22 protein-coding genes are annotated in these 25999 nt (G+C 53.3%); 13 read left to right on the plus strand and 9 right to left on the minus strand.

The window, feature by feature from the left end; all coding sequences use genetic code 11:
* Positions 1-38 precede the first annotated feature (38 nt).
* The 5 genes from BST81_RS15065 (at position 39) to BST81_RS15085 (ending at position 5014) form a co-directional block, all read left to right on the plus strand.
* Entirely contained in the window at positions 39-1367 is a 1329-nt protein-coding gene (locus BST81_RS15065; RefSeq protein WP_075599324.1) for an alpha/beta fold hydrolase, read from the plus strand.
* 3 nt (positions 1368-1370) lie between these two features.
* The gene (locus BST81_RS15070) at positions 1371-2597 is read left to right on the plus strand and encodes a DUF790 family protein (protein ID WP_075599325.1); all 1227 of its coding nucleotides are present in this window, start codon (positions 1371-1373) and stop codon (positions 2595-2597) included.
* A 179-nt stretch (positions 2598-2776) separates the two neighbouring features.
* Complete coding sequence (locus BST81_RS15075; RefSeq protein ID WP_075599326.1) at positions 2777-3367, plus strand: ATP-binding protein; 591 nt, start codon at positions 2777-2779, stop codon at positions 3365-3367.
* 52 nt (positions 3368-3419) lie between these two features.
* Entirely contained in the window at positions 3420-3761 is a 342-nt protein-coding gene (locus BST81_RS15080; protein ID WP_075599327.1) for a hypothetical protein, read from the plus strand.
* Entirely contained in the window at positions 3758-5014 is a 1257-nt protein-coding gene (locus BST81_RS15085; protein WP_216351348.1) for an adenylate/guanylate cyclase domain-containing protein, read from the plus strand. Before BST81_RS15080 ends, BST81_RS15085 begins: the two co-directional genes overlap by 4 nt.
* An 18-nt stretch (positions 5015-5032) precedes the next feature.
* Here the strand turns inward: BST81_RS15085 and BST81_RS15090 are convergent, their stop codons facing one another.
* The 4 genes from BST81_RS15090 to BST81_RS15105 all read right to left on the minus strand — a co-directional run bounded on the left by BST81_RS15090 (position 5033) and on the right by BST81_RS15105 (position 8552).
* Entirely contained in the window at positions 5033-6343 is a 1311-nt protein-coding gene (locus BST81_RS15090; protein ID WP_075599329.1) for a cytosine deaminase, read from the minus strand.
* A 3-nt stretch (positions 6344-6346) separates the two neighbouring features.
* Positions 6347-7156, minus strand: a complete 810-nt coding sequence (locus BST81_RS15095) for an ABC transporter permease (protein ID WP_075599330.1) — start codon at positions 7154-7156, stop codon at positions 6347-6349.
* Complete coding sequence (locus tag BST81_RS15100; RefSeq protein WP_075599331.1) at positions 7143-7955, minus strand: ABC transporter ATP-binding protein; 813 nt, start codon at positions 7953-7955, stop codon at positions 7143-7145. Before BST81_RS15100 ends, BST81_RS15095 begins: the two co-directional genes overlap by 14 nt.
* Positions 7956-8045: 90 nt before the next feature.
* Positions 8046-8552 carry a TM2 domain-containing protein gene (locus BST81_RS15105; protein WP_075599332.1) on the minus strand — a complete coding sequence of 169 codons (507 nt, stop codon included), beginning with the start codon at positions 8550-8552 and terminating at the stop codon, positions 8046-8048.
* Positions 8553-8855: 303 nt separating this feature from the next.
* On the opposite strand from BST81_RS15105, the gene BST81_RS15110 reads away from it, so the two are divergent.
* The 7 genes from BST81_RS15110 (at position 8856) to BST81_RS15140 (ending at position 17554) form a co-directional block, all read left to right on the plus strand.
* Positions 8856-9203 carry a resolvase gene (locus BST81_RS15110; protein ID WP_075599333.1) on the plus strand — a complete coding sequence of 116 codons (348 nt, stop codon included), beginning with the start codon at positions 8856-8858 and terminating at the stop codon, positions 9201-9203.
* Positions 9204-9379: 176 nt separating this feature from the next.
* On the plus strand, positions 9380-10909 hold the full coding sequence (locus BST81_RS15115; RefSeq protein ID WP_253188310.1) for a site-2 protease family protein: 1530 nt from the start codon (positions 9380-9382) through the stop codon (positions 10907-10909).
* A 3-nt stretch (positions 10910-10912) separates the two neighbouring features.
* Positions 10913-11698 carry a PIN domain-containing protein gene (locus BST81_RS15120; RefSeq protein ID WP_075599334.1) on the plus strand — a complete coding sequence of 262 codons (786 nt, stop codon included), beginning with the start codon at positions 10913-10915 and terminating at the stop codon, positions 11696-11698.
* Positions 11699-11775: 77 nt separating this feature from the next.
* Complete coding sequence (locus BST81_RS15125; RefSeq protein WP_143780355.1) at positions 11776-12477, plus strand: hypothetical protein; 702 nt, start codon at positions 11776-11778, stop codon at positions 12475-12477.
* A 162-nt stretch (positions 12478-12639) separates the two neighbouring features.
* Positions 12640-13116 (plus strand): NAD(P)H-quinone oxidoreductase subunit N, encoded by a 477-nt coding sequence (locus tag BST81_RS15130; RefSeq protein WP_075599336.1) that lies wholly within the window; start codon positions 12640-12642, stop codon positions 13114-13116.
* Positions 13117-13391: 275 nt separating this feature from the next.
* Positions 13392-16391 (plus strand): CHAT domain-containing protein, encoded by a 3000-nt coding sequence (locus tag BST81_RS15135; RefSeq protein ID WP_075599337.1) that lies wholly within the window; start codon positions 13392-13394, stop codon positions 16389-16391.
* A gap of 140 nt (positions 16392-16531) precedes the next feature.
* On the plus strand, positions 16532-17554 hold the full coding sequence (locus tag BST81_RS15140) for a tetratricopeptide repeat protein (RefSeq protein ID WP_083636883.1): 1023 nt from the start codon (positions 16532-16534) through the stop codon (positions 17552-17554).
* A 133-nt stretch (positions 17555-17687) separates the two neighbouring features.
* Here the strand turns inward: BST81_RS15140 and cobD are convergent, their stop codons facing one another.
* The 5 genes from cobD to pilM form a co-directional block, all read right to left on the minus strand.
* Positions 17688-18773, minus strand: a complete 1086-nt coding sequence (gene cobD, locus BST81_RS15145; protein WP_075599338.1) for a threonine-phosphate decarboxylase CobD — start codon at positions 18771-18773, stop codon at positions 17688-17690.
* 69 nt (positions 18774-18842) lie between these two features.
* Positions 18843-21317 carry a type IV pilus secretin family protein gene (locus tag BST81_RS15150; protein WP_075599339.1) on the minus strand — a complete coding sequence of 825 codons (2475 nt, stop codon included), beginning with the start codon at positions 21315-21317 and terminating at the stop codon, positions 18843-18845.
* A gap of 69 nt (positions 21318-21386) precedes the next feature.
* Positions 21387-22115, minus strand: a complete 729-nt coding sequence (locus tag BST81_RS15155; protein WP_075599340.1) for a hypothetical protein — start codon at positions 22113-22115, stop codon at positions 21387-21389.
* Positions 22115-22852, minus strand: a complete 738-nt coding sequence (locus tag BST81_RS15160) for a PilN domain-containing protein (protein ID WP_075599341.1) — start codon at positions 22850-22852, stop codon at positions 22115-22117. The genes BST81_RS15155 and BST81_RS15160 overlap by 1 nt, the downstream gene beginning before the upstream one ends.
* Before the next feature lie 5 nt (positions 22853-22857).
* The gene (gene pilM, locus BST81_RS15165) at positions 22858-23970 is read right to left on the minus strand and encodes a type IV pilus assembly protein PilM (RefSeq protein WP_075599342.1); all 1113 of its coding nucleotides are present in this window, start codon (positions 23968-23970) and stop codon (positions 22858-22860) included.
* Positions 23971-24690: 720 nt separating this feature from the next.
* Between pilM and BST81_RS15170 the strand changes: the two genes are divergently transcribed.
* Complete coding sequence (locus BST81_RS15170) at positions 24691-25980, plus strand: sugar ABC transporter substrate-binding protein (RefSeq protein WP_075599343.1); 1290 nt, start codon at positions 24691-24693, stop codon at positions 25978-25980.
* Positions 25981-25999 lie beyond the last annotated feature (19 nt).

Below are 25999 nucleotides of genomic sequence, written 5' to 3' on the forward strand. Positions count from 1 at the left end.
AGATCGGATCATTGTCCAAATGTGGGGAAATTCACAAGATGTCAAAACCGCTGCACTTGATTCTACTGATCGTGCTCCTGGCAACAGTTCCATTCCTGATCCTGCGGTCTGAGTTGCCTGTAGTCGCGGTCGATCGTTCCCCGGTTGTTGATCGTTTTTTTGACCTTCTGCGCCAGGGGAAGTTTGAGGCGGCGACCCAGATCTTTGCTTTTCCCATGAAACAAGCGCTCTCTGCCGAACAACTACAGGCCGTCTGGGAGAACTTAATTCGGGAGGAAGGCCCCCTGCAGCAGGTTAACGTGGTTCGGCGAGAACCGATGGCGGGCAATGAGGCTGTTCTGGTGACCTTGGAATTTCGCAAGGGCAGCCGGAATGTCCGCATCATCCTGGATCCCCAGCAGCAGATTGCCGGGTTGTTCTTCACCGAATCTTTGGCCTACCAGCCCCCCAGCTATGTCCGCATGGACTCCCTGACAGAACAGGCGATCCAGGTCGGCAGCGGTAAGCTGGCCCTGCCTGCCACCCTTACCCTGCCCAAAGGGGACGGCCCCTTCCCGGTGATCGTCCTAGTGCATGGTTCTGGTCCCCAGGATCGGGATGAAACGATCGGTCCGAATAAACCCTTCCGAGATCTGGCTTTGGGTCTGGCTTCTCAGGGCATTGCGGTCCTCCGCTACGACAAGCGCACCCGCATTCATCCTCAAAGTTTTACCAGCCAATTCACGATTCAGGATGAAACGGTAGAGGATGCGATCGCTGCTGTGACTTTGCTCCGTCGCACCCCGCGTATCAATGGCAAAAAGATTTTCGTCCTTGGTCACAGTTTAGGGGGAATGATGATTCCCCGCATTGGTAGTCTGGACCCTAAGATTGCTGGCCTGGTTATCCTGGCTGGTCCTACCCGACCGTTTGAAGACCTGTTTCTGGACCAGGTGCTCTATCTGGCGAAACTCGATGGCACCGTCTCTCCAGAAGAGGCCCAACTGCAGGACGAAATTAAACAGCAGGTGAGGCTGATTAAATCACCCCGATTATCCCAATCCCTTCCGACGGCCCTGATTCTGGGGGCCCCCGCTTCCTATTGGTTGGATCTGCGCCGCTACAAACCGGCTGAGGTTGCGGCCCGATTGCAGCAGCCCCTACTGATCCTCCAGGGAGAGCGAGATTACCAGGTTACCCTGACTGATTTTCAGGGCTGGCAGAAGGCCCTGGCAGATAAACCCAGAGTTACTTTAAAGCGCTATCCTGGACTGAATCACCTGTTTATCCAGGGAGAGGGACTTAGTCGGCCAGAGGAGTATCAGATTCCTGGTCATGTTGACCAGAGCGTGATTGAGGATATTGCCACCTGGATTAAGGCCAAATAACCGATGCTACCCAGCGAGCTGTTGATTCATCGACAAAATGGTGAAGCTGTTATCCCCAAACATCTGGAGCTGAATGAAGCCAATCGGGCGATCGCGACTGAACTGATTCGCCTGTTTCAAGCAGTCCGAGGGCAGACCCTGGGAGAACTCGATCGGCACCTGCAGGAGCTAGAAGGAGATACCCCGGACTACCGGATCCGCCGGGGGCTAGCCCATCTGCTCAAAAGTGAGGCATTCAGCAAATTTGAGATCATCAGTCCTCTAGAGCCTCAGTCCCTCCGGGAGCAAGTCTTCTCTCTGGCGGCCAGAACTTTGCCCAGTCCCCTCCAGACTGAGCAAACCCTGAGCCAGCTCGCAGCCACCTTAAGCCAGAATCTGGAGCGGGAGGTTGTGCCCCAACAGATCCAGGCAGGGCTTTATGCCGATCTGATGGAGAATCGTATTCTGACCGAGTTTGAGGCTCCCACTCCGGAGTCCCTCCTGCATCGATACAACCTGTCCCAGGTCCAGGGCGTGTTTTACCGGGCTAGTGAAGTAAAAATCACGGCCCATCGCAACGATCCTGGCCAGTACAAACTCCTGTTTCGGTATCTCAAACTGTTTCGCTTGATGGCCTATATTGAGGGTGATGCCGACCATGGCTTTACGATTACAATCGATGGGCCAACCAGTCTGTTCAGTGAAACACGCCGCTATGGCCTGAGTTTTGCCAAACTCCTGCCCGCCTTGCTCCATGTCACCCAATGGAGTCTCAAAGCCACCCTCCACTGGCAGGATGAATTTGCGAAGACGAAAAAAACGGGTCAGTTCAGTCTCGACGCTGATTGTGAGCTGGTATCCCATTACAAACCCGATCGGGCCTATGACAGCATGATTGAGCAGGCTTTTGCCGATCGCTGGAGCAGCCTCAAAACAGATTGGCTCCTGGAGCGGGAAGTTGATCTGATTCCGATCCCGGGTAGTGTCATGATTCCAGATTTTCGGCTGGTCCATCCCGATGGACGTTCCTGGCTGCTGGAAATTGTCGGATACTGGCGACCGGAGTATCTGCGGAAGAAATTCTCGCAGGTACGGCAGTCGGGCCGGAGTGACCTAATCCTGGCGATTTCAGAGCGCCTTAACCTGGAGAAAGCTGGGGTTAAACTGGGGGATGTCCCGACTCCCATCCTCTGGTTCAAGGACCGATTAATTCCCAAAGATGTCCTAGCCATCCTGGACAAAGCCGTATAGTTTCAGAGGGAGCCACTTTGGTTCTCCTGGATATTTCTAGAGTCACAGGTGTCAGATGGATTCTCCTGACTCAGGGTCGATCGGCAGGACTTGAATCCGGGCAAACTTAAATCCAAAAGAGATGAAATCTAAATCCAATTCTCAATTTTAAATTTTTATTTTGCATTCTTGAGGTGCCCATGCTCCCGACTTCAACCCTGCAAATTTATGGGGAATTTACTGAAGAGATTCCCCCCAGTGAAGAATATCTGACCCTCCATTTTTCTCCTAACTCTGCCGCCCGCAAACGCCGCTGGGGAAATTTCGGTCTCTCCGCCGATTTTTTGGGGGACTATTTCGCCGCCTTCTTTCCTGGGGATGAGGTGCCAGAGAGCAAAATCAACCTGAGGGATACGGTTAAGGCCGCAGTCAGCTTTATCGCCAACGAGTTGCTGGAAAATGCGGTCAAATTCAATGAGGATGCAGCCAACTGTCCTGTCAGTATTTCCCTGCATTTGTATGAACGAGAAATTATCTTCTGCGTGGTGAACTACGCCAATCCAACCATAGCCGAGACCTATCAAACGTTTATTCGGGAGCTGCTGAATTCTGATCTGGATGAGTTCTACACCCAACAACTAGAGAAAGCAGCCACAGGGATGAGTGGTTCCAGCATGGGACTGTTAACCATGATTAACGATTATGCGGCCAGATTTGGCTGGAAGTTCCAGCCCTTTGAACCCTATCCGGACGTGATTGAGGTCAGGGTGCTTGTCCGGCTAGATCTATAACCCCCGAATGCATTGACAAGCTTTGGATACTACAGCGAGGAGTATTGGACCAGTGGAAATTAAGACCGATGATTACAGTATCTGGCATGACCCGGAATCTGCAACGATTTTCTTCCGGGGGTTCCTGCGTCTGGATGGAATGGAACAGTATCAACCTGTCATGGAAGTGTTGTTACAGGCGATCGATCAATCCTCTAGCTTAACCCTCAATCTAAGAGAACTGGAATTTCTCAACAGCTCCGGCATCAGCATGCTCTCCATGTTTGTGGTCAAAGTGCGGGAGCGGGGCAACCTGCGAATGATTCTGCAGGGGTCAGATAAAGTCCTCTGGCAAACTAAGTCTTTGAAAAATCTGCAACGTCTGATGCCAAGCTTAACGTTGGAGTTCGGGTGATAGGAAGGGTGGTGGAGCAGACCAACGATCGAGAAACCAACTTACTTGCGGAGATCGACCAGCTCCGTCTGGAAATTGTTCGTTTGCAGCAATTGAACAACGATCTGGAAATTGCCCTCTTCACCACAGCCGAGCATGGTGACATGATTGAAGCTCAACTGCATGCAGCCAATCAAAAACTCCAAGCTGAAATTGTAGAGAAGGTCCAAACCCAAACCGCTCTCAAGCAAGCTGAGGAGAAATATCGCAGTATTTTTGAGAATGCCATTGAAGGCATTTATCAGGTTACGCTGCAAGGTAATTATCTCAATGCTAATCCGGCTCTGGCCGAATTATATGGCTATGACTCTCCGGCAGCGTTAATCGCTCAGTTAACCGACATTGGACGGCAGCTTTATGTGGAGCCCCATCGACGGGATGAACTAATGGCCTATCTCAAACGGTTCAATGCCGTTTCAGACTTTGAATCCCAGGTGTATCGCAAAGATGGCTCCATGATCTGGATTTCTGAAAATGTCCGGGCCATTCGAGATGCAGAGGACACTTTGTTGCATTACGAAGGAAGTGTGCAGGACATCACAGCTCGCAAGATCACGGAGGAAGAACTCCGGCGGCAGCGGCGGTTGGCCGAGCAATTACTCCTGAACGTGCTGCCCCAACCGATCGCCGAGCGCCTCAAGCGGGAGCAAAAGACGATTGCTGATAGCTTCTCCGCTGCCACGGTGTTGTTTGCGGATATTGCCAGCTTTACCGAGTTGTCTTCCCACATTTCTCCGATCGAGCTAGTGGAATTACTCAACCATATTTTCTCGGCCTTCGACAAACTGGTAGACCACTACGGTCTGGAGAAAATCAAAACCATCGGCGATGCATATATGGTCGTTGGGGGTTTGCCTGAACCCAAAGCCGATCATGTGGAAGCGATCGCAGATCTGGCCCTGGCTCTGTTGCAAGAAGTCACCCACTTTCAAACCGCAGCAGGACAACCCATTACCCTCCGCCTCGGCATCCACACTGGCCCAGTGGTCGCTGGGGTGATTGGCACTCGGAAATTTAGTTACGATCTCTGGGGTGATACGGTCAATATCGCCAGCCGGATGGAATCTCAGGGAGAAGCCGGACACATTCAAGTCACCACTGCCGTCTACAATCGCCTGCAGAAGCGCTACGAGCTGGAGGAACGGGGCATTATTGAGGTTAAGGGCAAGGGCCTAATGCGAACCTACTGGCTCCTGGGGCGGAAATCTGCCTGAGGCGATCCAGCAACCCTGTCATCGAGGAATAACCCAGGGATCCAGTTCGGCATAATCCGGCAGAGTCGTGTCGATCGGCCTACCCCGGCGCAATACCACCCGATCGGCCTGGGGCCGAGACAGCAATTCACTGAAGTAGCGCGCCTGGAACAGAATCAGGTCTGCGGCCAGACCCACACGGATGCGGCCCAAGTCAGGCAATCCCATCAGCTCCGCCGGGGTTCGGGTAATTGCATGGGGCCAATCCCCATAGGGTTGATCCAGGTGCGCAATCTGGACCGATCGGGTGAAGACTTCTAGCAGATCATGGTCCCCAAACCCATAGAAAGGATCCCGGCAGTTATCACTGGCTAGGGCCACGGGTACCCCCCCCGCCTTCAGTTCTTGCAGCATCGTCACCCCCCGCCAGCGTGGCGTCCGTCCGAGCTGACGATCCTGGAGAAAGAGATTGCAGAGGGGCAGGCTGACAATCCCAATTCCAGCTTCCCCCACTCGGGCGATCGTGGCTGCTGCCTCCACTGGGGGCTGCACCGCCAGACTGCAGGCATGACCACAGACAATTTCTCCGGCTATCGGATGACGCAGGGCCACATCCGCCACTGCCCGTAATGTCCTGTCCTGGGGATTATTACTCTCATCTACATGAAAGTCCAGACCCAGATTGCGCTCCCTGGCCAGGGCAAACACCCGCTCCAACTGGCGATCCAGATCGGGACCCATGAGGGGAAGTCCGCCTAATACCCCACCCAGATCCGCTATCCGATCGGCCAGCTTTTCCCCAGCAGGAGTCAGAAAATAGTCTAGAGGCACCAGACAAACTGCCTGTAAGGTGAGGCGATCAGCCCACTGCTGTTGGAGTTCTTGGAAAACATCCAGGCTGACCTCTGCCAGACCCTGGCCACAGTCAAGATGGGTTCGAATGGCCTGAGTCCCATGGGCATAACTGCACTTCAGCCCGAAGACCATGCGGTGATAGAGGTCTTCGGGCTGCCAGAATCGGGCATCCTGTTGCACGGTTGCCAGGGCACTGGTGAAAGTTCCATCCGGGTTGGGAGCCCGATTCCAGATGTGCCCCTTATCCAGATGGGTATGCAGATCGACAAAACAGGGCCACACCTGTCCCTGCCGCAGATCCACCCCAGGCTGGCCCTGGATATCACCCGTTCCTGCCGGCATAATCTGGGCGATTGTGCCTGCCGCAATTTGCACATCCACCAGGACCAGATTCTCAGCAGTCCTTGGTCTCCATTGATCCTCATCCAGAAAACAGTGCGGCACCTGGGCATTGAGCAGCCAATAGGGATCAGAATCAGGAATGGACAGAACCACAGATCAACTCTCCCGCTTCACCGCACTCTCATGCCAATGGCGCAGTAGGAAGTCAGAGAGTACTGTCAGAATCACAAAGATCAGCACACCCAGGAGAGTGGTGAGCAACAGAGCCGCAAACATGCGTGGAATTTTCAGGTCATAGCCAGAAATCAGAATCTGGTAAGCCAAACCTGATTGGGTGCCCCCCGTTCCAGCTACAAACTCAGCCACGATCGCCCCAATTAGGGCCAGTCCCCCACTGATCCGTAACCCGCCCAGAAAGTAGGGCATGGCATTGGGCAGGCGCAGGTAGAGTAGGGTTTGCCAGCGGGAAGCCCGGTAGAGTTGAAACAGGTTTAGCAGATTATGATCGGCGCTATTCAGCCCCAGGGTTGTATTAGAAATAATCGGGAATAGGGCCACAATCCAGGCACAGACGACCAGGGCAACAAAGGTATTGCTTTTGAACCAGATGATAATTAAGGGGGCGATCGCCACGATCGGAGTCGTCTGCAGGATCACGGCATAGGGAAAAAAGCTCCGCTCAATCCATTTACTCTGGGTAAATAGAATCGAAATCAGAACCCCAGACATCACTGCTGCGATAAAGGCTACTACCGTAATCTGGAGGGTGATCAGAAAAGCTGGCCAGAGTTGTGGCCAATCCTGAATCAGGGTCTGGATTACCAGGAAGGGACCAGGCAAAATGTAAGCAGGCGTGTGGGTCAGCCGTACGAGGAGATCCCAGACGAGAATCATCAAGCAGCCTACCACGACGGGTGCGATCACTTCTGTCTCAAGTAAAAACGCTGTGAGCTTACGGAAGGGCATATCGCAGAGTTTCAGAGAGCTGGTGGGAAATTTCCCGGCAGTAACTATTAAACTCCGGTGATGTTCGAAATTCTTCCTCCCGAGGATAGGGAGTGGCGATCGGCACCTCAGCAATCACCCGACCCGGTCGGGCTGCCATCACAATCACCCGATTTGAAAGATACACCGCCTCGTAGATGTTGTGGGTGACAAAAATCACGGTCCAGTGCTTCTGATACCAGAGATGCAGCAAATCCCCATTCAATCGACTGCGTGTTAGCTCATCCAGGGCACCAAACGGTTCATCCATCAGAAGAATGCTAGGGTCTGTAACCAGAGCCCGGGCGATGGAAACCCGCATCTTCATCCCACCCGACAGTTCTCTCGGATAGGCCCGTTCAAACCCTTTCAAGCCCACCCGTGCGATCGCGTCCTCTACCCGTGCGTCCATTTCCTGACGCGCCATTCCCACCAGCTTCAAGGGCAGTCGCACATTCGTTTGCACATCAGCCCAGGGCATCAATGCTGCATCCTGAAACACATAGGCCAATCGGTGTTGCCCGGAAGGATTTGTGGTTTGGCTGGGCGGTTCTTCCCAGTGGATCCTGCCACTACTCATCTGGCCCAGGCCCGCAATTAGCTTCAGGACCGTACTCTTGCCGCACCCAGAAGGACCCACCAGACTGACAAACTCTGAGGCTCCGATGGTGAGAGTCATATCCTGCAGCGCAACAGTCCCATTGGAATAGACCTTGCTGACCTGGTTCAGGGAAACTGCAACGTTGGATTCGGAGAAAGTCACGATCGCGGTAGTCCTCATCACCACATCAACCTTGCCATAGCAAGATCCGTGGTCCTAGCATACCGCAGGACAGAAAAACTTCAATAGAGAGCGTAGCCCTCAAGACCCTCACAGCTCGTGAAACCGGTAAATAACCACCCCTGTTTCAGGGTCATTATCCACCTGGGCATAGCCAGCTTTGAGCATGGTATTCAGCAGAGCCTGAACTTCCGTAAAACTCAATTCTGTAGCCAGAACCCCCTGGGTGACAGATAAGCAGCCACCGTGATGACGGGCCGCTTGTAGCAGTTTCACCATCTGTTGTTGCTGAGAGGGTTGAGCCACCGCTGCCGCCACAATGGGGCGAGTCAGGGGCACCCCGATCGGGGAGACGCCATATTTCAACATCAGTTTTAGGCGGTGTTCCTCAGTCATGTTCGGCACCAGAAACAGATCGACAAATTGACCAATGCCAAACAATCCACCGGTACAAAGCCAGAGTAGCCCTGTGCCAATCTTGCCATTGTAAAAACGGTGGAGACCCGCCAGACCGACAAATCCACCGAGCCAGAGAATATAGGAGAGGGTGAGGCGATTCTCCTGTTCTGAAAGTTCTGTCTGTACGGATGTTGCCATGGCCCTTAGTCCTCCCAATGATGACGGCTCTATTCTAACGATCGAGCCCCCTTGCCTGGGTTCGGCATTCCCTCCCCGAGAATGGGCGTTACCGTAATCTTGGCAAAGATTCAGAGGGGAGGCTGTTCCGATGACGGGCTGATTCAACCTGGGCAGGTCTCCAGAGATGGGCCATAATCAAGGTTTGGGGAGTCCGATAGGGTCATCTCGATTGACCTCTAAGCCAGAATCGCATCCCCAAGTATCCCAGCTTGACTGGCACGATACTTTACAATTCATTGCCCAGGCACCCGAATATTTTCTATGGAAGTAGGATTTCAGGCTGATACCGCCAGTTTGCTTGATATTGAAGCTGTACAGAAGCTGTTTAACCGCTCCCGCGCCTCGATTTACCGCTATGCCAATACGGATCCGGAGGAATTGAATCCTCCCTACGATGCCCGGAAGCTGAACCCCGAACTCCGGCTAAACAAAGGGGACCCCCTCCTTTTTCACCCGAATGAGGTGGCCCGGTTTGCCCGGGAAGTTCTGGGAATCAAGCAAGTGGTGGTTGAATTTAAGCAATCTACACAAACCGTCACCAATGACCTCTTGAAAGCCATCCTGACCGAGCTCCAACAAATCCGCTCCCTGCTAGAGTCTCGATCGTAGCCTTTGGTAAGCACCGCCTTGCCTCCTGTTCCCTGTGACACCGTTTAGGCAGAGGCTGGTGGGAAACCGGGAGGACCATTCCCTCATCCGTAACATCCCTTAAAGTCACTATACTTATTATCCTGACAGGTATCTCCAGGCTCAGACCTCCGCTAGTCTAGTAAAGAGGAGAGCTGATGTCTGACGGATTGAGTGCGAGGATTTTGGATATGGTCACTGCGCTGGTTGTCTTGATTGCTTTAGGGATCCTGGGTTGGGGACTGATCCGGGCTCGCCCCTACGGTCAGGTGGGCATTCTAGCCTGGTTACAGTCGGTTGTCTTAATGGCCCCCTGGCTGTTGTTTTTCAGCTTGTTTGCGATCGGCATCTATCTCAACCTGGTGACTGTACTATTTCTGTTTATTTTTTCAACCGGGTTATACATCTATATTGGCAATCGCTTGCGGGCAGCGGGTCAAGATGCGGTGCTCTCCCAAAAAGCCTCCCCTCTGACCGGCCCTTCCGCTCCGGTAGAAGCGAGGGAAAACGAGGCCAGTTCTACCGCCCCTAATGGGACAATGCCCGTCACACCAGCCCCGATCGCGGCCATCCCAGAGGCAGACCTGCAGGCCATTAAGGGATTATTTGGTATTGAAACCTTCTTTGCAACAGAGACCATTCCCTATCAGCAGGGGGTAATCTTTAAAGGCAACTTACGGGGAGAACCTGAAACCAGTCACGATCGCCTCTCCATCGGTCTAAAAGAACGACTGGGCGACAAATATCGATTGTTCCTGGTGGAGAATCCGGATGGCAAGCCAGTGGTCATTGTGCTGCCCAGCAGTGCCGATCCCCGTCCTTCCAGTCTGTTCCAGAAGCTCTTTGCTGGGGTGCTGGCGATCGCGACCCTGGTGACCTGCCTGGAAGCTGGGGGGCTGCTCCTGGGGTTCGACTTCTTCAGCGCTCCAGACCGTTACCCGGAAGTTTTGCCGATCGCCCTGGGTATCCTGGCTGTTCTGACCGCCCATGAACTGGGCCATCTTTTCATGGCTCGGAGGCATCAAATCCGGCTCAGCTTTCCTTTCTTTTTGCCTGCCCTGCAAATTGGATCCTTCGGGGCGCTGACCCGGTTTGAGTCCTTATTGCCCAGTCGCAAAGTTCTGTTTGACATTGCTTTCGCTGGTCCGGCAGTGGGTGGTCTGATCTCCTTGGGCATGTTGCTCATGGGTCTGGTGCTTTCCCATAAGGGCAGCTTATTTCAGATTCCTTCTGAGTTTTTCCAGGGGTCGATCTTGATTGGCACCCTAGCCCGGGTGGCCCTGGGTCATGAATTGCAAAACCCGATCGTTGATGTGCACCCATTACTCGTCATTGGCTGGCTGGGATTAGTGATCACAGCCATTAACCTGATGCCTGCTGGTCAACTGGATGGGGGCCGCATTGTTCAGGCCATTTACGGACGGAAGGTCGCAGGTCGGGCCACCTTTGCCACCCTGATTGTGCTGGGGATCGCGGCCCTGGTTAATCCGCTGGCCCTTTACTGGGCAGTCATTATTCTCGTCCTGCAACGGGATCTGGAACGTCCTAGCCTGAATGAATTATCCGAACCCGATGATGCCAGAGCTGCTCTGGGTTTGTTAGCCTTGTTCTTGATGATTACCACCCTCTTACCCCTGACTCCCAGTCTGGCTGGTCGGCTAGGTATTGGCACGCCCAGTCTTTTTTAACCTATGACCACTCCTTTTCCAATTTTGCTGGTCCTTGATCTGAGTGCCATCATGGCTTCTAAGACACGCGAGTGGCAGGAATTTTCCCGGGTCGGGACCTGTTATTTACCCGATGTTGTGTTGGAGGAAATCCAGTTCCTGTGCGATCGGGCTGTGGAGTCGGAGGAAGAACAAACTGCCCGGGAATTTATCCGTTTCCAACCCAAAAGCGGTTGGCAACCCACTGACATCACCTTAAGCCATCCTGCACTGAGAAGCGGGACGGTCAACACCCTGAGCAAAAAAGCTCGCCTGTCTCTGGAGGTAGGGGAGTGTGCCTACGGGCTATCTGAAGCCAGTGCCTTACAATTGGTGGTGCTGGTCACCAATGATCAATTGCTGCTGCAGCATATTCAGCGGATTGGCGCTACCAATCTCTGCGGTGTTACCATGGCCGCTCTCCTGCAATGGGCTCGTGTCCATCAAAAACCACCAGGGGTGATGCAACATCTCAAGGCCATGCAGGGCAATCTTCCGGGAATGGCCGATCCCAGTCATCTCCCCCGATCGCCCTCATCCCAAAGCCCCTTCACCACCGGAGCCCCCGCCTCCATCCGCCGCCCCCGTCGTCGTTCCGCCCAACCCAGTGCCCTGTCCCAGATCTTCTCGGGGCTGATTGTCTTGCTCGGTATCACGATCGGAGTCTTGTTTGCCTGGCGGCTGATTCAGCCCACAAACTTCAACAAATTCTGGAAGCAAATGGGGTTGCCCGCTCTCCCTGGGGATCCTCCAGCCCGCAAGCCAAGGTAGGTTCAGTGGAACATTGAGGCAAAACGGGGGTCTGTATCTCTACCGTCGCAATCAGTGAGATTGTTGAGGAAAGACCCATGCTTCACCCCTCATTTGTGATGAAAATCCTTAAACACACCCTTGCTTACCTGGTTCTGGTCAGTCTGCTGTCTCCTCTGGTGGGAACGATCGCCCCCGTAAGCGCTGCCCCACAACCCTCCTATGAGATTGCTAAGAGCAAGCCCAGAAAACCCTCCGGGACCTCAGACTACCTCTCTCCATCCCGCGTGAACATCCTGCGGCAGGATCTCTCCCGTCGCATCGGTATCCCCCCTGGGAAAATTCGGGTCACCTCGGTGACCCAGGCGACCTGGCCCAATACTTGCCTGGGGCTCCCTACTCCTGGGGAAGTCTGTGGGCAGGCTCTGGTAGAAGGTTGGCGTGTCGTCCTGGTTAGTGGCAGCCAGAGCTGGACCTACCGCACCGATGCCAATGGGCAAGTTTACAGGCTGGAAGAGTCCCCAGCCCCCCAAACGGGCCTGCCTCAGGCCATCGCCGATCGAGTCCTGCAGGACGCTGCCCAGCGCACCAGTCTGCCCCTCACCACGCTACGAATTGTCAGGGCAGAACGTCGGACCTGGCCCAATGGTTGCCTGGGCTTATCCCGATCGGGTGAAATGTGCACCCAGGCTCTGGTGCCGGGCTGGCGTGTTGTGGTTCTGGCTGGACCCCAGCGCCTGGCCTATCGCACGAACGATTCTGGGTCGGTCATTCGACTGGAATCATCACCCGGGAGTTAGGACTGAGTGGCCAGCATTCAGACTCTATTCTGACCCCTGCCTGCTTGATCCGCCTATGCCAATAATTAGGAGCCTCTATGGTCAGATTGAGCTTTGTCCTCAGGAGTTTGCGGTAAAATAGCGTTGCACATGACCATACTCCAGACGAGGTAGCGCATAACAATGGCACTGATCACAACTGGCAAAAATCTCATCCGTGATCTGGAAAAGCATGGTGCTCTGGGCATCTACATGCCTCTGGAAGGAGGTCATGAAGGCCGCTATCAGCGTCGAATTCGGGCAGCAGGTTACACCATGTACACGATGACCGCTCGGGGCCTCGGCGATCTGTCGGCCTATCTGATGGCGGTGCATGGGGTGCGTCCCCCCCACCTGGGGAAAAAGAGCAGCGGGCGCGAGGCAGCCGTTGGCCCCGTGTATTACCTGCCTCCGATTCTGACCTATCAATTGAGTCAGGTTCCCTCCCAGAGTAAGGGGCTGCTCCTGTGGCTGATTGAAGGCCACATTCTCTCTAGCCAGGAACTGGCGTTCCTGAACACCCTGCCCCAGGTCGAACCTCGCGTCAAGATTGCGATCGAAGTTGGCGGAGAACGGTTCTTTCGCTGGCAACCTCTGCAGGATCTAACCCTGGCTGCCTGAGCCTGACCCCAATGCCTCACAGGCCATATTTTCTCGCTTGTCGATCATCTGGGGATGAGATCCCTCCCGGCTTGAAGCAATCGCCAATCTGAACAGCAGGACTTGGGTTATCCCCCGAAAAGTCTACAGGGACTGCTGTTCTGGCTTCAGCCTATGCTTCAGCCATCTGGAGCTGGGTGCTGTTTATAAAGCGATATATTAAATTGGGATAACTGGAATAACTTCTGGCCGGGCTGGAGGATATACCAGTAAATATCCTGATCCTCACTGCTGATATGTTTGCCCTTAATTTTCGATCGCCGGTTCGAACCAGCTTCCTGGCTCCTTTCATCGCCCTGCTGGCTCTCGCGTCAGCCCCATTGCCGTTGCAGGCGATCGTCCCTCCCCCCCAATTGCCCCTGCTGGCCCAGGCCAACTCGGATCGGGTCCAGGAAGGCAGCCGACTGCTGGATGAAGGATTTGCCCAACTCAACAACAATCAGCCTGATCAGGCCCTGAAAACCTTTCAACGGGCCCGACAGATTTTTAAGGAGATTAAGTCTCTTCCCGGGGAAGGCTATGTTCTGCTGAACATGGGCTTGGTCTACATGGTCCAACAGGACTACCAGCAAGCCGATACCCTGGAAAAGCAGGCTCTGGAGATCGCACGCCAGTTCAAACTTACGGATCTGGAGGCGAGAGCCCTGATCAACCTGGGGTTAATTCGTTTTCGGCAGCAGGATACGGCCCGGGCGATCGAATACTACCAGCAAAGTCTCCCCCTCACCCAGCAACTTAAAGACACGGAACTGGAGCTGAAGGTGTTGATTAACCTGGGCGATACCTATGTGGCGAGTCAAGATTACTCCCAGGCAATTCAAACCTATGAGCAGGGGTTGAAACCTGCCCAAGCCAGCAAGAATCGTCCCGTTGAATTACAACTCCTGGCCAAAATTGGGGATGCTTACTTTGGCGTAGCCGATTACCTCCGGATGATCGACTATTATAAACAGTTACTCCCCCTCTCCCAGGAGCTGAAAAAGCCTGAGTTTGAAGTCCTGGTTCTGGGCCAGATTGGGGTGGCCTATCGAGAATTGGGGGATACGACCCAGGCGATTCAGTACCTGCAGCAAGGGCTTACCCTGGCCCGAAAAGTGGATAACCGGCGAGAAGAGGGCCGGATTCTGGGCTATCTGGGAGATACCTATCGCTTAACCGGTGAATATCGTCAGGCCATTGAATCGGGTGAACAGAGTCTGGCGATTGCTCGCCAGGTTAAGGATCGCGCAGCAGAACAGTGGGCACTGCTAAACCTGGGGAACGTTCATAACCGGATTGGGGAGTATGGAAAGGCGGTCGATCGTTATCAAGAAAGCCTGAAAATTGCCCGAGACTTGAAAGATAAACCGGGAGAAGCCCAGGCTTTAAATAACCTGGGGGAAGTTTATCGCTTGCAGAAGGACTATAAGCAGGCTGCCCAGCGGCTGAATGAAAGTCTGGCCATTTCTCAGGCTCTGAAACTGCCCCTCATTGAAGGCAATACCCTCCTGAACCTGGGCAATATTTATCTGGAAGAAGGCAATATCAACAAAGCCATTGATTACTATCAGCAGACCCTGAACCTGGCCAGACGCATTAAAGACCGGCAAAAGGAACTCCTGGCTCTGAGCAATCTGGGTTGGGCCTATGTATCGATCCAGGATTATCCTCGATCGATTGAGTCTTCCCGGCAGGCTTTGACGATTATTCGGGAGACCAAAGACCGCTGGGCGGAAGGATTGGCCCTCAACAACCTGGGGATTGGATTCTGGCAGAGTGGGGACTTGGCCAATGCTGAGAAAACTTTTCTGGAAGCAGTCGTTGTTCGTGAATCGATTCGAGCTGGTCTGAGCGATAGCAGTAAAGTCTCTCTGTTTGAAACCCAAACCAATGTTTTCCACAATTTACAACGGGTTTTAATTCTTCAAAATAAAGCGGCTGCAGCCCTGGAAATTGCTGAGCGGGGCAGGGCCAGAGCCTTTGTGGAACTGCTGGCTCGGAGAGCCCGGGGTCGTCAAGGAATGACGAGTGATGAAGTGTCTGTCAAGCCGATTCAAATGGCTGAGATCCAGCAAATTGCCAAAGCTCAGAAAGCAACCCTCGTTCAATATTCCGTAGTTCAGGGCAACTTCACGATCAACGGCAGGCAGGAAGCCAGAGACAGCATCCTTTATATCTGGGTGGTGCAACCCACCGGTGCGCTGACCTTCCGCTATGTGGATCTGACTCCCCTGTGGCAGAAGCAAGAGACCTCCTTGAAGCAACTGGTTCAGATCAGTCGAGCTGAAATCGGAGTCCGGGGACGGTTGTCCTTCCAGGAGAATACAGAAATCCTGGCCCAGGCCAATAATACGACCCAGCAATCTGGCACAACCAACTATGAACATCTGAAACAACTGCATCAGCTCTTGATTGCCCCAATTGCAGACCTGTTACCCCAGAACCCGGAATCCCGGGTCATCTTCATCCCTCAGGATGCTCTTTTTATGGCTCCCTTTGCCGCCCTGCAGAGTCAGGCCGGGAAATTTTTGATTGAAGAACATACGGTATTGATTGCCCCCTCCATTCAGGTTCTGGATTTTACGCACCGACAACGACAAAAAATGCCGGGAATCGGTCGTTCCCCCCTGCAGGATCAGGATGTGTTGATTGTGGGTAATCCTGTGATGCCCAGTATTCTGACCCCCGATGGCCTGCGATCGGAACCCTTGTTTTCTCTGCCAGGAGCGGAAAAGGAAGCCCGGGAGATCGCAGCCCTATTTCAGGTCCAACCCCTCATTGGCAAGCAGGCCACTAAAGCAGTCGTGAAAGAGCGCATCGAAAAAGCCCGCCTGATCCATCTGGCTACCCACGGGCTACTGGATGACTTTACTGGCCTGGGCATCCCAGGAGCAGTTGCGCTGGCCCCCTCTGGACAGGACAATGGCCTGCTGACAGCAGGTGACATTTTAGATTTAAGGTTGAATGCAGAACTGGTGGTTTTGAGCGCCTGCGATACGGGCAGAGGCCGTATTACCGGAGATGGGGTAATTGGGCTGTCTCGATCGCTGATTTCTGCTGGAGCCCCCAGCGTGATTGTCTCCCTCTGGCAAGTTCCGGATGCACCTACGGCATTTCTAATGACGCAGTTTTATAAAAATTTACAGAAGAATCCTGATAAAGCGCAGGCCCTGCGACAAGCCATGCTCACCACCAAGCTCCAATATCCTGACCCTAAAGCCTGGGCCGCTTTCACCCTCATCGGTGAAGCGGAATAGGTAAATCGCACATCAGGTATTAGAAATTCTAATGGAAAGTCAGCAGTCGTTCGGAGGCTGTCTAGGGAAATACCAGGTTAGGCTTAATAACGAAGTCTTTCCCTCGCAGTAGCCCAATCAGGCTTTTAGAGGTTTATCGCATGCTTAACCTTTCCAAGGAAGAACGCGAAACAGTTCCAGAGCGGGAAACTCTTGTTCATCACATTGTTCCAGTGAATCCCGGTTCGCTGAAAGCTGAGGCGGATAAGCTCCTAAAGCAGGGGGTTGATTCTTACCAGACTGGTCAATACGAGGTTGCTATCAAGTTCTCGCAGCAGTCTCTCGCTTTATACCAAAAACTGCAAGATCCTCAGGGAGAAGGGCAGGCGTTGGGTAATCTGGGGGCAATTCACTATGCCCTGAAAGACTACACCAAAGCAGTAGATTACTCCCAGCGGCGTCTGGATATTGCCCGCGATACTGGCGATCTGCGAGGTGAAGGACAGGGATTGGGCAATCTGGGCAATGCCTATCGCCACCTCAAAGATCACGATAAGGCGATCACCTATTCTCAACGCAATCTTCTGGTCGCCCGGGAGTTGGGGGATAAACGGGCCGAAATGGCTGCCCTGAATAACCTGGGTCTGGCTTACAAAGCTTTGAAAGACTATGTCAGTGCGATCGACCATGAGCGCCAGAGCCTGGAGATTGCTCGGGAAATTGGAGATCAGCAGGTCGAGGGGCAAATTCTCAAGAATTTAGGGAATGCCTACTATGCCCTGGGAGACTATCTGCAGGCAGCCGATTACTACGAGCAGCGGCTCAAATTGGCTCAGGAAGGCAAAGACCGTCGCGTTGAAAGTCAGATTCTCAAGAGTCTGGGTAGTACCTATCATGCCCTTGGGGATTATCGTCGGGCCATTTCTTACTTTCAGCAGCGTCTGGAGATTGCCCGGCTGATCAAGGATGCTCGGGGTGAGGAACAGATTCTGGGCTACCTGGGGGTGGTGTATGAGGCCCTGGGGGATTATGAAAAGGCGGTTGAAGCTTATGAACAACGCCTGATGGTTGCCCGACAATTGAAAGATCCCCAGGTTGAGCGCCAGTCCCTGGGAAGCTTACAGGTTGCTTGCTACGCCATCGGCAATTATGCCAAAGCCATGGAGTATTCCCTTTCCAAATAAATTCAGGGCTTTAGGCCCGGTCACCTCCTGTTATGGTGGACCTCAGGTCCCTGGATAGATTCTGCCAGCTATGTCCCCTGCAGAATCTGTGATGCGGTCAAGGGCATTGTCCCGAACAGGGGTGAGACGATCGTCATGCATGATGAGAGATCTCAGTCAGGGCCTGAATCAGGCGCTGGTTGGCCTCCGGTGATTTGACTGCCACCCGAAAATACCGATCGCCCAGGGCATCAAAACTCTGGCAATCTCGAATCAGAATCCGGTGCTGCTTGAGTAAGCATTCCTGAAGTTGAGCCACGGAGCCCTGGAATCGGACCAGCAGGAAATTGGCGGCACTGGGATAGGGTTCCAATCCAGGGATCGCGGTCATGGCCTGAAACAAATGAGCTCGTTCCCTCAGCAGCCAGCTCCAGGTGAGTTGCTGGAACGCGGTGTCCTGCAAGATGGCGATCGCCGCCGCCGCCGCCAGGCTATTCACTGGCCAGGGATCCCGCCAGGTTTGCCAGCGGCGCAGTCGATCGGGATGGGCGATCGCGTAGCCCAACCGTAATCCGGGAAGACTGTAGAACTTAGTCAGGGATCGCAAAATCACCAGATTAGGGTAATCCAATACCTGATCGATCAAGCTTTCCTGCTGATCTGGGGGCAGAAAATCCATGAAAGCTTCATCGATCACCACCAGGGCAAAGGTCTCTAGGTAGGGCAACAGATCCTGGCGCGTCAACAGTTGCCCGATCGGATTGTGGGGATTGCTCAAAATCAGTCCCTGGTTTGAGCCTGCCACTGGACAGACCGTCAGAGGCAGGCGAGTCTGGGAAGTTCCCAGGGCTGCCAGGTCGATCGGCCAACTCACGACTGCCCCTGAAAAAGTTTGCAACGCTCGGAAATAGTCCCCAAAGGCAGGGGTTACTATACAGGTTGCCGCAAGGTCCGCCAGTTCTCGACCGGCCCAGGTGAGTAATTCCGCCGCCCCATTACCAGGCAAAATCCACTCGATCGGTAGGTGATGCACCTGACTGAGGGCCTGTCTCAAGGCCCCGTACTCAGGATCAGGGTAATTGGGCAGGGCTGGCAAATGGGCCTGGATCGCAGCAACTGCCGATGCTGGTGGCCCCAAGGGATTAATGCTGGCCGAAAAATCCAGAATATCAGCAGGGGTACAGTCAGCCAAATCAGCGGCCCAGACCAGGTTCCCCCCGTGTTTCGGTACTGTAATCATGACAAAAAAACGGGCTCTGCAGTTCAAACCTTAGCAGAGCCCGATCGTGAACGAGCGAAACAAGTGAAACTAGCGATTGCCTGGATTACGTTGTTCCAGGATCTGGCGCACATCCGGGCTGGGCGTATAGCTGTAGCCTGCCCCCGACTGCTGGGAATCATCCATAATCTGGGGTGTTACCAGAACGACGACTTCACTCCGGGTATTCTCCTTACTGGTACTCCGGAACAGGGAACCAATCAGAGGCAGATCTCCGAGAATTGGGGTTTTCGTGGTCACGACCCGATCGCCCTCTTGAATGACTCCAGTCAGAATCAGGGTCTGGCCATCCCGGAGACGAATGATCCCCGTTTCCAGACGACGGCGGTTTACCAGTTGCTGAATCACCAGGTTGTTCCGGTTCGGGTCCGTAATGGTCTGACCTGGCGCACTGACCTCTGGCGAAACCGAGAGGGTGACAAACCCGTTGTCATCAATCTGGTCCACGGCGATATTGAGGATCACCCCAACATCGATCGGAGAACCTGGCAAAATCGAGGTGGTTGTCAAGTTGCCTTCTGTGCGGCGTTCTTCCCGGAAGCCGGAGAACACCTGGGAGGTCAGGTTCACCTGGGACTGGCTCCCTTCCTGCACAATCAGGGTCGGGTCCGTCAGCACCTTGGCATTGCCAGAGGTAATCTGGGCCTGCAAGTTCAGTAGGAAGGCCTGGGGAAACTGGAAGAGACTGGGTAACTGCTGGGTGACCGTGGGCAGGGTACCTCGGTTAAAAGATGTCGTAGCCACCTGATTACCCCCAGCATCCGTCGTAATAGTTGTCACCGACTGGTCACGAGTACCGGGTGAAAACTGGCTAATCCCGGCGGTGAAAGGATCAGAGCCCACCCTTGTGGTAGCTGGGAAAACCGTGCTATTGATAGCCTGGCTATTAATCAAGGCACCATTAAAGATGGTGTCGATCCCCTGGCCCAAGGGTAAGGATTGCGGTGAATTGAAGTTAAGGAATGTATTGGCAGAAGAGAAGGGGTTGTTGATGACGGGTTGACCCAATAAACTCCCCCGTGTTTCTGCTTGATTTGGGGGCCGGAACTGGCCAAAGTTAACGGTCGCCTGTCCATTGGCCACGTTGACAAAGGTGTCGGCCACCCCAAAGGAGAAGCTGGAGGTAAAGGAGTCTGTATTCAGCAGGTTAACGTCCACAATTTTGACGTTAACGGCCACCTGGCGCTTCCGCACATCCAACTGGGTTAGGTAGCTAGTGGCGATATCCACCACCCGGGGGGTGCCAATCAGGGTAATCGAATTGGTCCGGTTATCTGCCGTGACCGTTAATCCGCGCAGGGGCAAATCAGCGGTAGTTGAGGCAGTTGGTGCCACCGCTCCCCCACCCGCAGAGTCTGCTCCCAATCCCACCAGAATTTGCATCGCTCCCCGCACCGGCAGGCTCTGGGAATAGTTGGAGCTTCGCCCCAGGGAACTATTAGTCGTTGCACCACCCTGGCCACCCCCAGCCGTTGTCAGGCTGGAGGAACTGTTACTGGTGCTTACCATATTGGTCTCTGGCAAGGAGGCTTTCAACTGATTCAGGCGCAAAGTCCGCAGGATCAGATTCCGAGCTTCGGCAGGCAACGATCGACCAATGAAGATGGTGCGGCCAGACTTACTCGCCTGCAACCCGCTCAATCGCAGGACATAGTTGAAGACATCCTGAACCGATTCATTCTCAATATCCAGAGAAATCGTTGGTCCGGTCGTTGCCGTAGCAGGAGCGGCTCCAGCCGCAGGAGGGGCTCCAGGAGCCGCTCCAACCGATGCTTCTGAAAACGCAACGTTGAGTCCGGCAGCACGGGCTAGCAAGGACAGGACTTCTCGTACTGGCGCATCTCGTAACACCAGGCGAGGCACCCGCTCCGCCGTGCCCAAGTCGATATCTGTCGCTGCAATATCCACTGCAGAAACCGCAATATCCCCGATCGGGGGAGCTACAGCCCGGGGCAAGAACGGGGGAGATAGGGCCGGATTAGGCGCAACCGGATTAGCCGGGTTAGGGCCAGGGGCTCCTACTGGCGCGGGGGGGGTTGAATTGGGCGTCTGAGCCACGGTTCCTGGTGCCCCAGTCCCAGGGGCGGACTGGGAGGTAACCGGAAGGGCGGCCAGACTAATCACCAGCCCCCGATCGGTCCGAATCATTTGCCCTGCTGGAGGACTGTTCTGACCCGTAATCCGAACCCGAACGCTGTTGGTATCTAGAGGAAACACCTCTACAGCAGCGATCCCTGGCGCTGGGTTATCTTGCCGAAACGCTACCGTGGCTGGTAAGCGAAGCTGCGTATTGATGACATCCGCCATCCAGACCTTCCCCCGTTTGGTTGAAAAGACCTGGGGGCGATCGCCACCCTGGGTTTCCAGAAGCACCTGCATCCCAGCAGCCGAAACGTTGGTACGCACGGCGGTAACCTGGGTTGCATCCGCCCAAGCAGGCCGAGCAGCAGCCAGCATGACCACCCCGCTCAGCGCTATACTACCTAATCCTAATATCTGTCTCATAGTTCGCTCCTCACTCAAATATGCGATCCCTTATCAATAAGCCTGTCTACAGTTCAACCTGACGATCATCTACTTCGCGGGGGCGGGGCTAGGTGGGGCAGCCTGACCTTCCGATGGCGTTACTACCACCTGCAGCGTAAACGTTGTTTTCAGCTTTGCCTCACCGACAGAAGTCGCCACTGCTGGGGGCTTGATGATGAGCTTCTGGTTCACTGAATCCCGAGCAGCATTGAAGTTTCGGATAATAACCAGAGGTTGTAACCGTTCAATACTGCGAATAAGGGCCTGAGTTTGGGCAAAGTTACCCTCCATGACAACGCCAAAGGATTGGGTTTTGAGTTTGCCTTTCACCCCTGGCCCCAGCGTGTCATCCGTAACCAAGGCTGGCGGACCGGCAGGGGTAAAACTTTGAAACCTGACCTCTCTTCCAGGTCGTGTAAATTCCCGGTTAATATCCAGAAGCAAGGTGTTCAGGCTTTTCTCATCCGCGAACAAAGAATAAACATCGGTTCGCTTTTGCTTTGCCTTCTCCAGACTGACCTGTGCTTCCTTAATTTTTTTCTGGTTAGCCTGGGCAGCATCGGCTTTACCCTGCAAATCAGCCACTTCTGCTTGCAGGATATTTTTCTGTTCCGATAAAGGCTGAACATAGTTGATATACATAAAGATGGCTCCACCCATGCCCAAAATGGCTACCAGTGAACCAATGACGATGGGAGTCAGCGTAATCCCAAAGAGACTCGGGTAGGCTGGAGCGTCAAAATCACCGCCGGATGCATAGTCTCCACTCATTGCCATTACTTAATGACTCCTTTTTCTTGCAATGTTCTAATACGAGTAACCAACCCGATTGAACCTTTACGCTCTAATTCCCGGATCAGATCATTGGCACCCAATTGACTCAAATTCGTGACAATTTTGTAGGAGGCAACCTCTGGAAATTTAAACGAGGGTGTTTTTTCTTTGGGAAACCCTGTCAACGTAAATGCACCCGAAAAGGCCACCATCTGAGTTCCCTGAAGTTGAGTTTTGTCAGCACTCAGAAAAGGAGATTTTTGCAGCAACAGCAGAAAGTCATTAACCTCGTTATAGCTCCGGGCTGTTCCCGACAGGTTAATCACGCCACCAGACTCCTGAACCAGGTCGAGCTGAACCGATGGCGGAACCCGTTCACTGATATCCTGCAGCAGGGCCGACCAGGGTTTGACGAAGTTGAACACCCCCGCTATCGCATCCGCCTCTTTGGAAATTTCAGCGGCTTGGGCATTAATCACATCGGCCTGCTTCAACTTCTCGTTCAGATCCCCGATGGTGGCATTCAAGCGGGCTTTTTCAGCGTCCAGAGTCTGAATCTGGTTCTGCAGAACGAACCAATATCCACCGACCAAGGCAGGCAAAGCAATCCCCACCAGGATCCCCAGAAACATGGGCACCCGACTACCGGTAACTGGTGTTGCTGTAGGTCGGCTCCCAGAGGTTCCAGCCGAACTGTACTCCGGACGATCGTTGAGAAAATTGATATCCAGACTATACATAAGCGTCAGATCTCCCTTAACCCCAGTCCCAATACAATTCCCAACCCTGGCCGATCGACTTGAGCAATTTCCGATTCCACCTCAAGCTGCAGCGCTGCAATGGGGTCGATCTGGCTAGCGGGCAAGCTCAGTCGCTGACTGAAGAAGTCATCTAACTGACCCAACCCCCCACCGGGACCTGCCAGTAATAACTGGGCAACTTCCTGGTTATCTCCCTGGTTGAGATAAAAATCGATCGAGCGCCGCAATTCATCCGCCAACTCCCCCAGCACCCGCAGCATGGCCGCAGAACCTGGATTGGTTCCCCCCATCTTGGAGGTACTGCCAATAGTGTTTTCCCCTGGCATGACCGGAATCGTCATGCCTTTAAGCAGCTCCGTATCCCTGGAGGGTGGAAGGTTCATTGCTCGATTCAGGGAACTCTGAATCTGAAAGGTTCCGATCGGAACGGTACGAGAAAACTGAGGGACTCCATCCACCACGATGGAGATCTCTGTGCTCTCAAACTCAATATCTGCAATCGCAACCGCTTCTTGAGGTGCAAAGTTCCGCAGTTGTTCGCGAATGCTACGAATCAGAGCAAAACTGGTCACTTCCAGGATGTCTACCTGCAATCCAGCCTGTTCAAAGGTATTGAGATAGGTATCTGTCACCTCTTTGCGGGTCGCGACCAGCAAAACATGAACCTTCTCAATTCCATCTTCATCGACAAAGGAACCCAGCTTCTGAAAATCCACATCTGCCTCGTCCCGAGGGAAGGTCAGATAGAGGCCAGCTTCCTGGTTCAGAACCATTTCCCTGAGTTCTCGATCGTCCAGTTCTGCTGGCACAGGGATCAACCGGGTCACGGCTTCCCGCCCCGGTATGGCAGTAGAGGCCCGCTTCACCTTCAACTTGCTCTGCTCTAGAGCCGTTTGAATAATGCCGGCCATGGCAGTTGGGTCAGCAATTTGCCCCTCCTGCATAATTCCTTCCGGTACTTCTACAGAGGATAAGGTGGTCAGTTTAAATCCCTGCCCCTGTTTTTTGAGCTGAGCGACGTTCACTCGATCTGGAGTCAGCTCGATACCGACCCCTTTCGTCCGCTTTGAAAATAGACCTGTCAGAGCACTAACCACGGCTTTTATCCAGAGAATCGCAAGGTTTTGGGAATTGAGTATAGATCAAAAAAAAGTTCTTATTCAAAAAAGATGTCGATGCATGGTACCCAATTTAGTTCAGAAAAATTGCATTGTGGGAAAGGAAACAAACCTTAAAAAACTAAGTAAAGCTGATCTCCGAAAGAGTCCCCCATCAGAAAACTTCAGACGACTCTAATCAGAGATTCCAGAATCAGCCTCCTCCGAGGAATTTGTTGATCAACTACAGCCATCCTAACCAACCCCCTACATCAGCAATGCTTTTGAAAAAGGTTTATAGGAAAGGACTCAGGAGTTCTGGAATCTCCAAAGGAACCGGTGCAGTCATCCTCATCACCTGGCAATTAAAATCGAATAAATTTACCTGCGATATTACACACAATTTTGAAAAATGAGTACATATTTTCAAAAATAAAGTCTTTCTTTCTTCCAATTGGAGATAAAAGCCTTATCGGGTTACCCAGCTTTTCGATCGCAGACAGACCGTTCCATTTCAGAACAAGCTGAAACCGACCATATCATTAATATCAGGTACCCATTCCATACCATTAAGCAAATCGCCCTGGGTCGCTTTTCTCCTTTACACCCAGGTGCACATGCAATCTGATAGGAATCAGTATCTGACCCATAAAATGGGAAACCAGTATAAGGTAGTCTTCTAATCAGCAAGTGTCAATAAAAAAGTACGACCCATTCAAAATGAAAATCTGGAAGCGATTCGGCATATTTGCCCTCCTGGGACTGTTAATGAGCTGGATGATTAGCTGTGGTGGCAATCCATCTGGATCGGGTCAGGGGCCTACCTCTGGCAAGCAGGAAATTGAGTTCTGGACAATGCAACTCCAGCCCCAATTTACAGACTATTTCCAGACGCTGATTGCTACCTTTGAAAAGCAAAATCCAGAGGTCAAAGTTCGCTGGTTAGATGTACCCTGGGCCGCCATGGAAAGTAAGATCCTCACCTCTGTAGCTGCCAACACCGCTCCTGATGTGGTCAATCTGAATCCTGGTTTCGCTTCTGAACTGGCCGCTCGTAACGCCTGGCTAACCCTGGATGAAAAGGTCAGTCCTGCCGAGAAACAGGCTTATTTACCCAATATCTGGAAAGCCAGCACCATCGGTGGCAAAACCTTTGGCCTCCCCTGGTATCTCACAGCCCGAGTGGCCATCTACAATCGGGAACTGTTCAAACAGGCGGGTGTCAATCAACCCCCCGCCACCTACCGTGAGTTGGCCCAGGTTGCCAAACAGATTAAGGACAAAACTGGCAAGTACGCCTTTTTTGCGACGGTTGTCCCAGAAGATTCTGGTGAAGTTCTGGAATCCTTTGTCCAGATGGGGGTTGATCTGCTAGATCCGAATGGGAAAGCAGCCTTCAATACCCCCAAAGGGAAAGCCGTTTTTCAATACTGGACCGATCTCTACAAGACTGGCCTGCTCCCTCGGGAAGCCCTGACTCAAGGACATCGCCAGGCGATCGAGTTATACCAGGCTGGGGAAACCGCTATTTTGGCTTCAGGACCGGAATTTTTGAACTCGATCGCGAAGAATGCCCCCACGATCGCTCAGGTCTCTACCTCTGCCCCTCAAATTACCGGTGAAACTGGGAAGAAAAACGTGGCTGTGATGAACCTGGTGATTCCTAAAAGCACCAAACATCCGGATGCTGCCCTCAAGTTTGCCCTGTTTGTCACGAACAACGAGAACCAGCTCACCTTCGCCAAAGCTGCCAATGTGCTCCCTTCCACGGTGAAGGCTTTACAAGATAGTTACTTCACAAAACAACCTGCTAATGCGTCTCCTGTTGATCAGGCCCGCGCCGTCAGCGCCAGTCAAATGAAAAATGCAGAAGTGTTGGTGCCAGCGGTGAAAGATATCAAACTTCTGCAAAAGCTCATCTACACGAACCTGCAGGCTGCCATGCTGGATCAGAAGACCGTAGATCAAGCGATCACAGACGCAGCCCAGGCCTGGGACCAACGCAGCTAGGCCCGTAAAGCGTTGCCTG

Source organism: Leptolyngbya sp. 'hensonii' (assembly GCF_001939115.1).
Lineage (GTDB): Bacteria > Cyanobacteriota > Cyanobacteriia.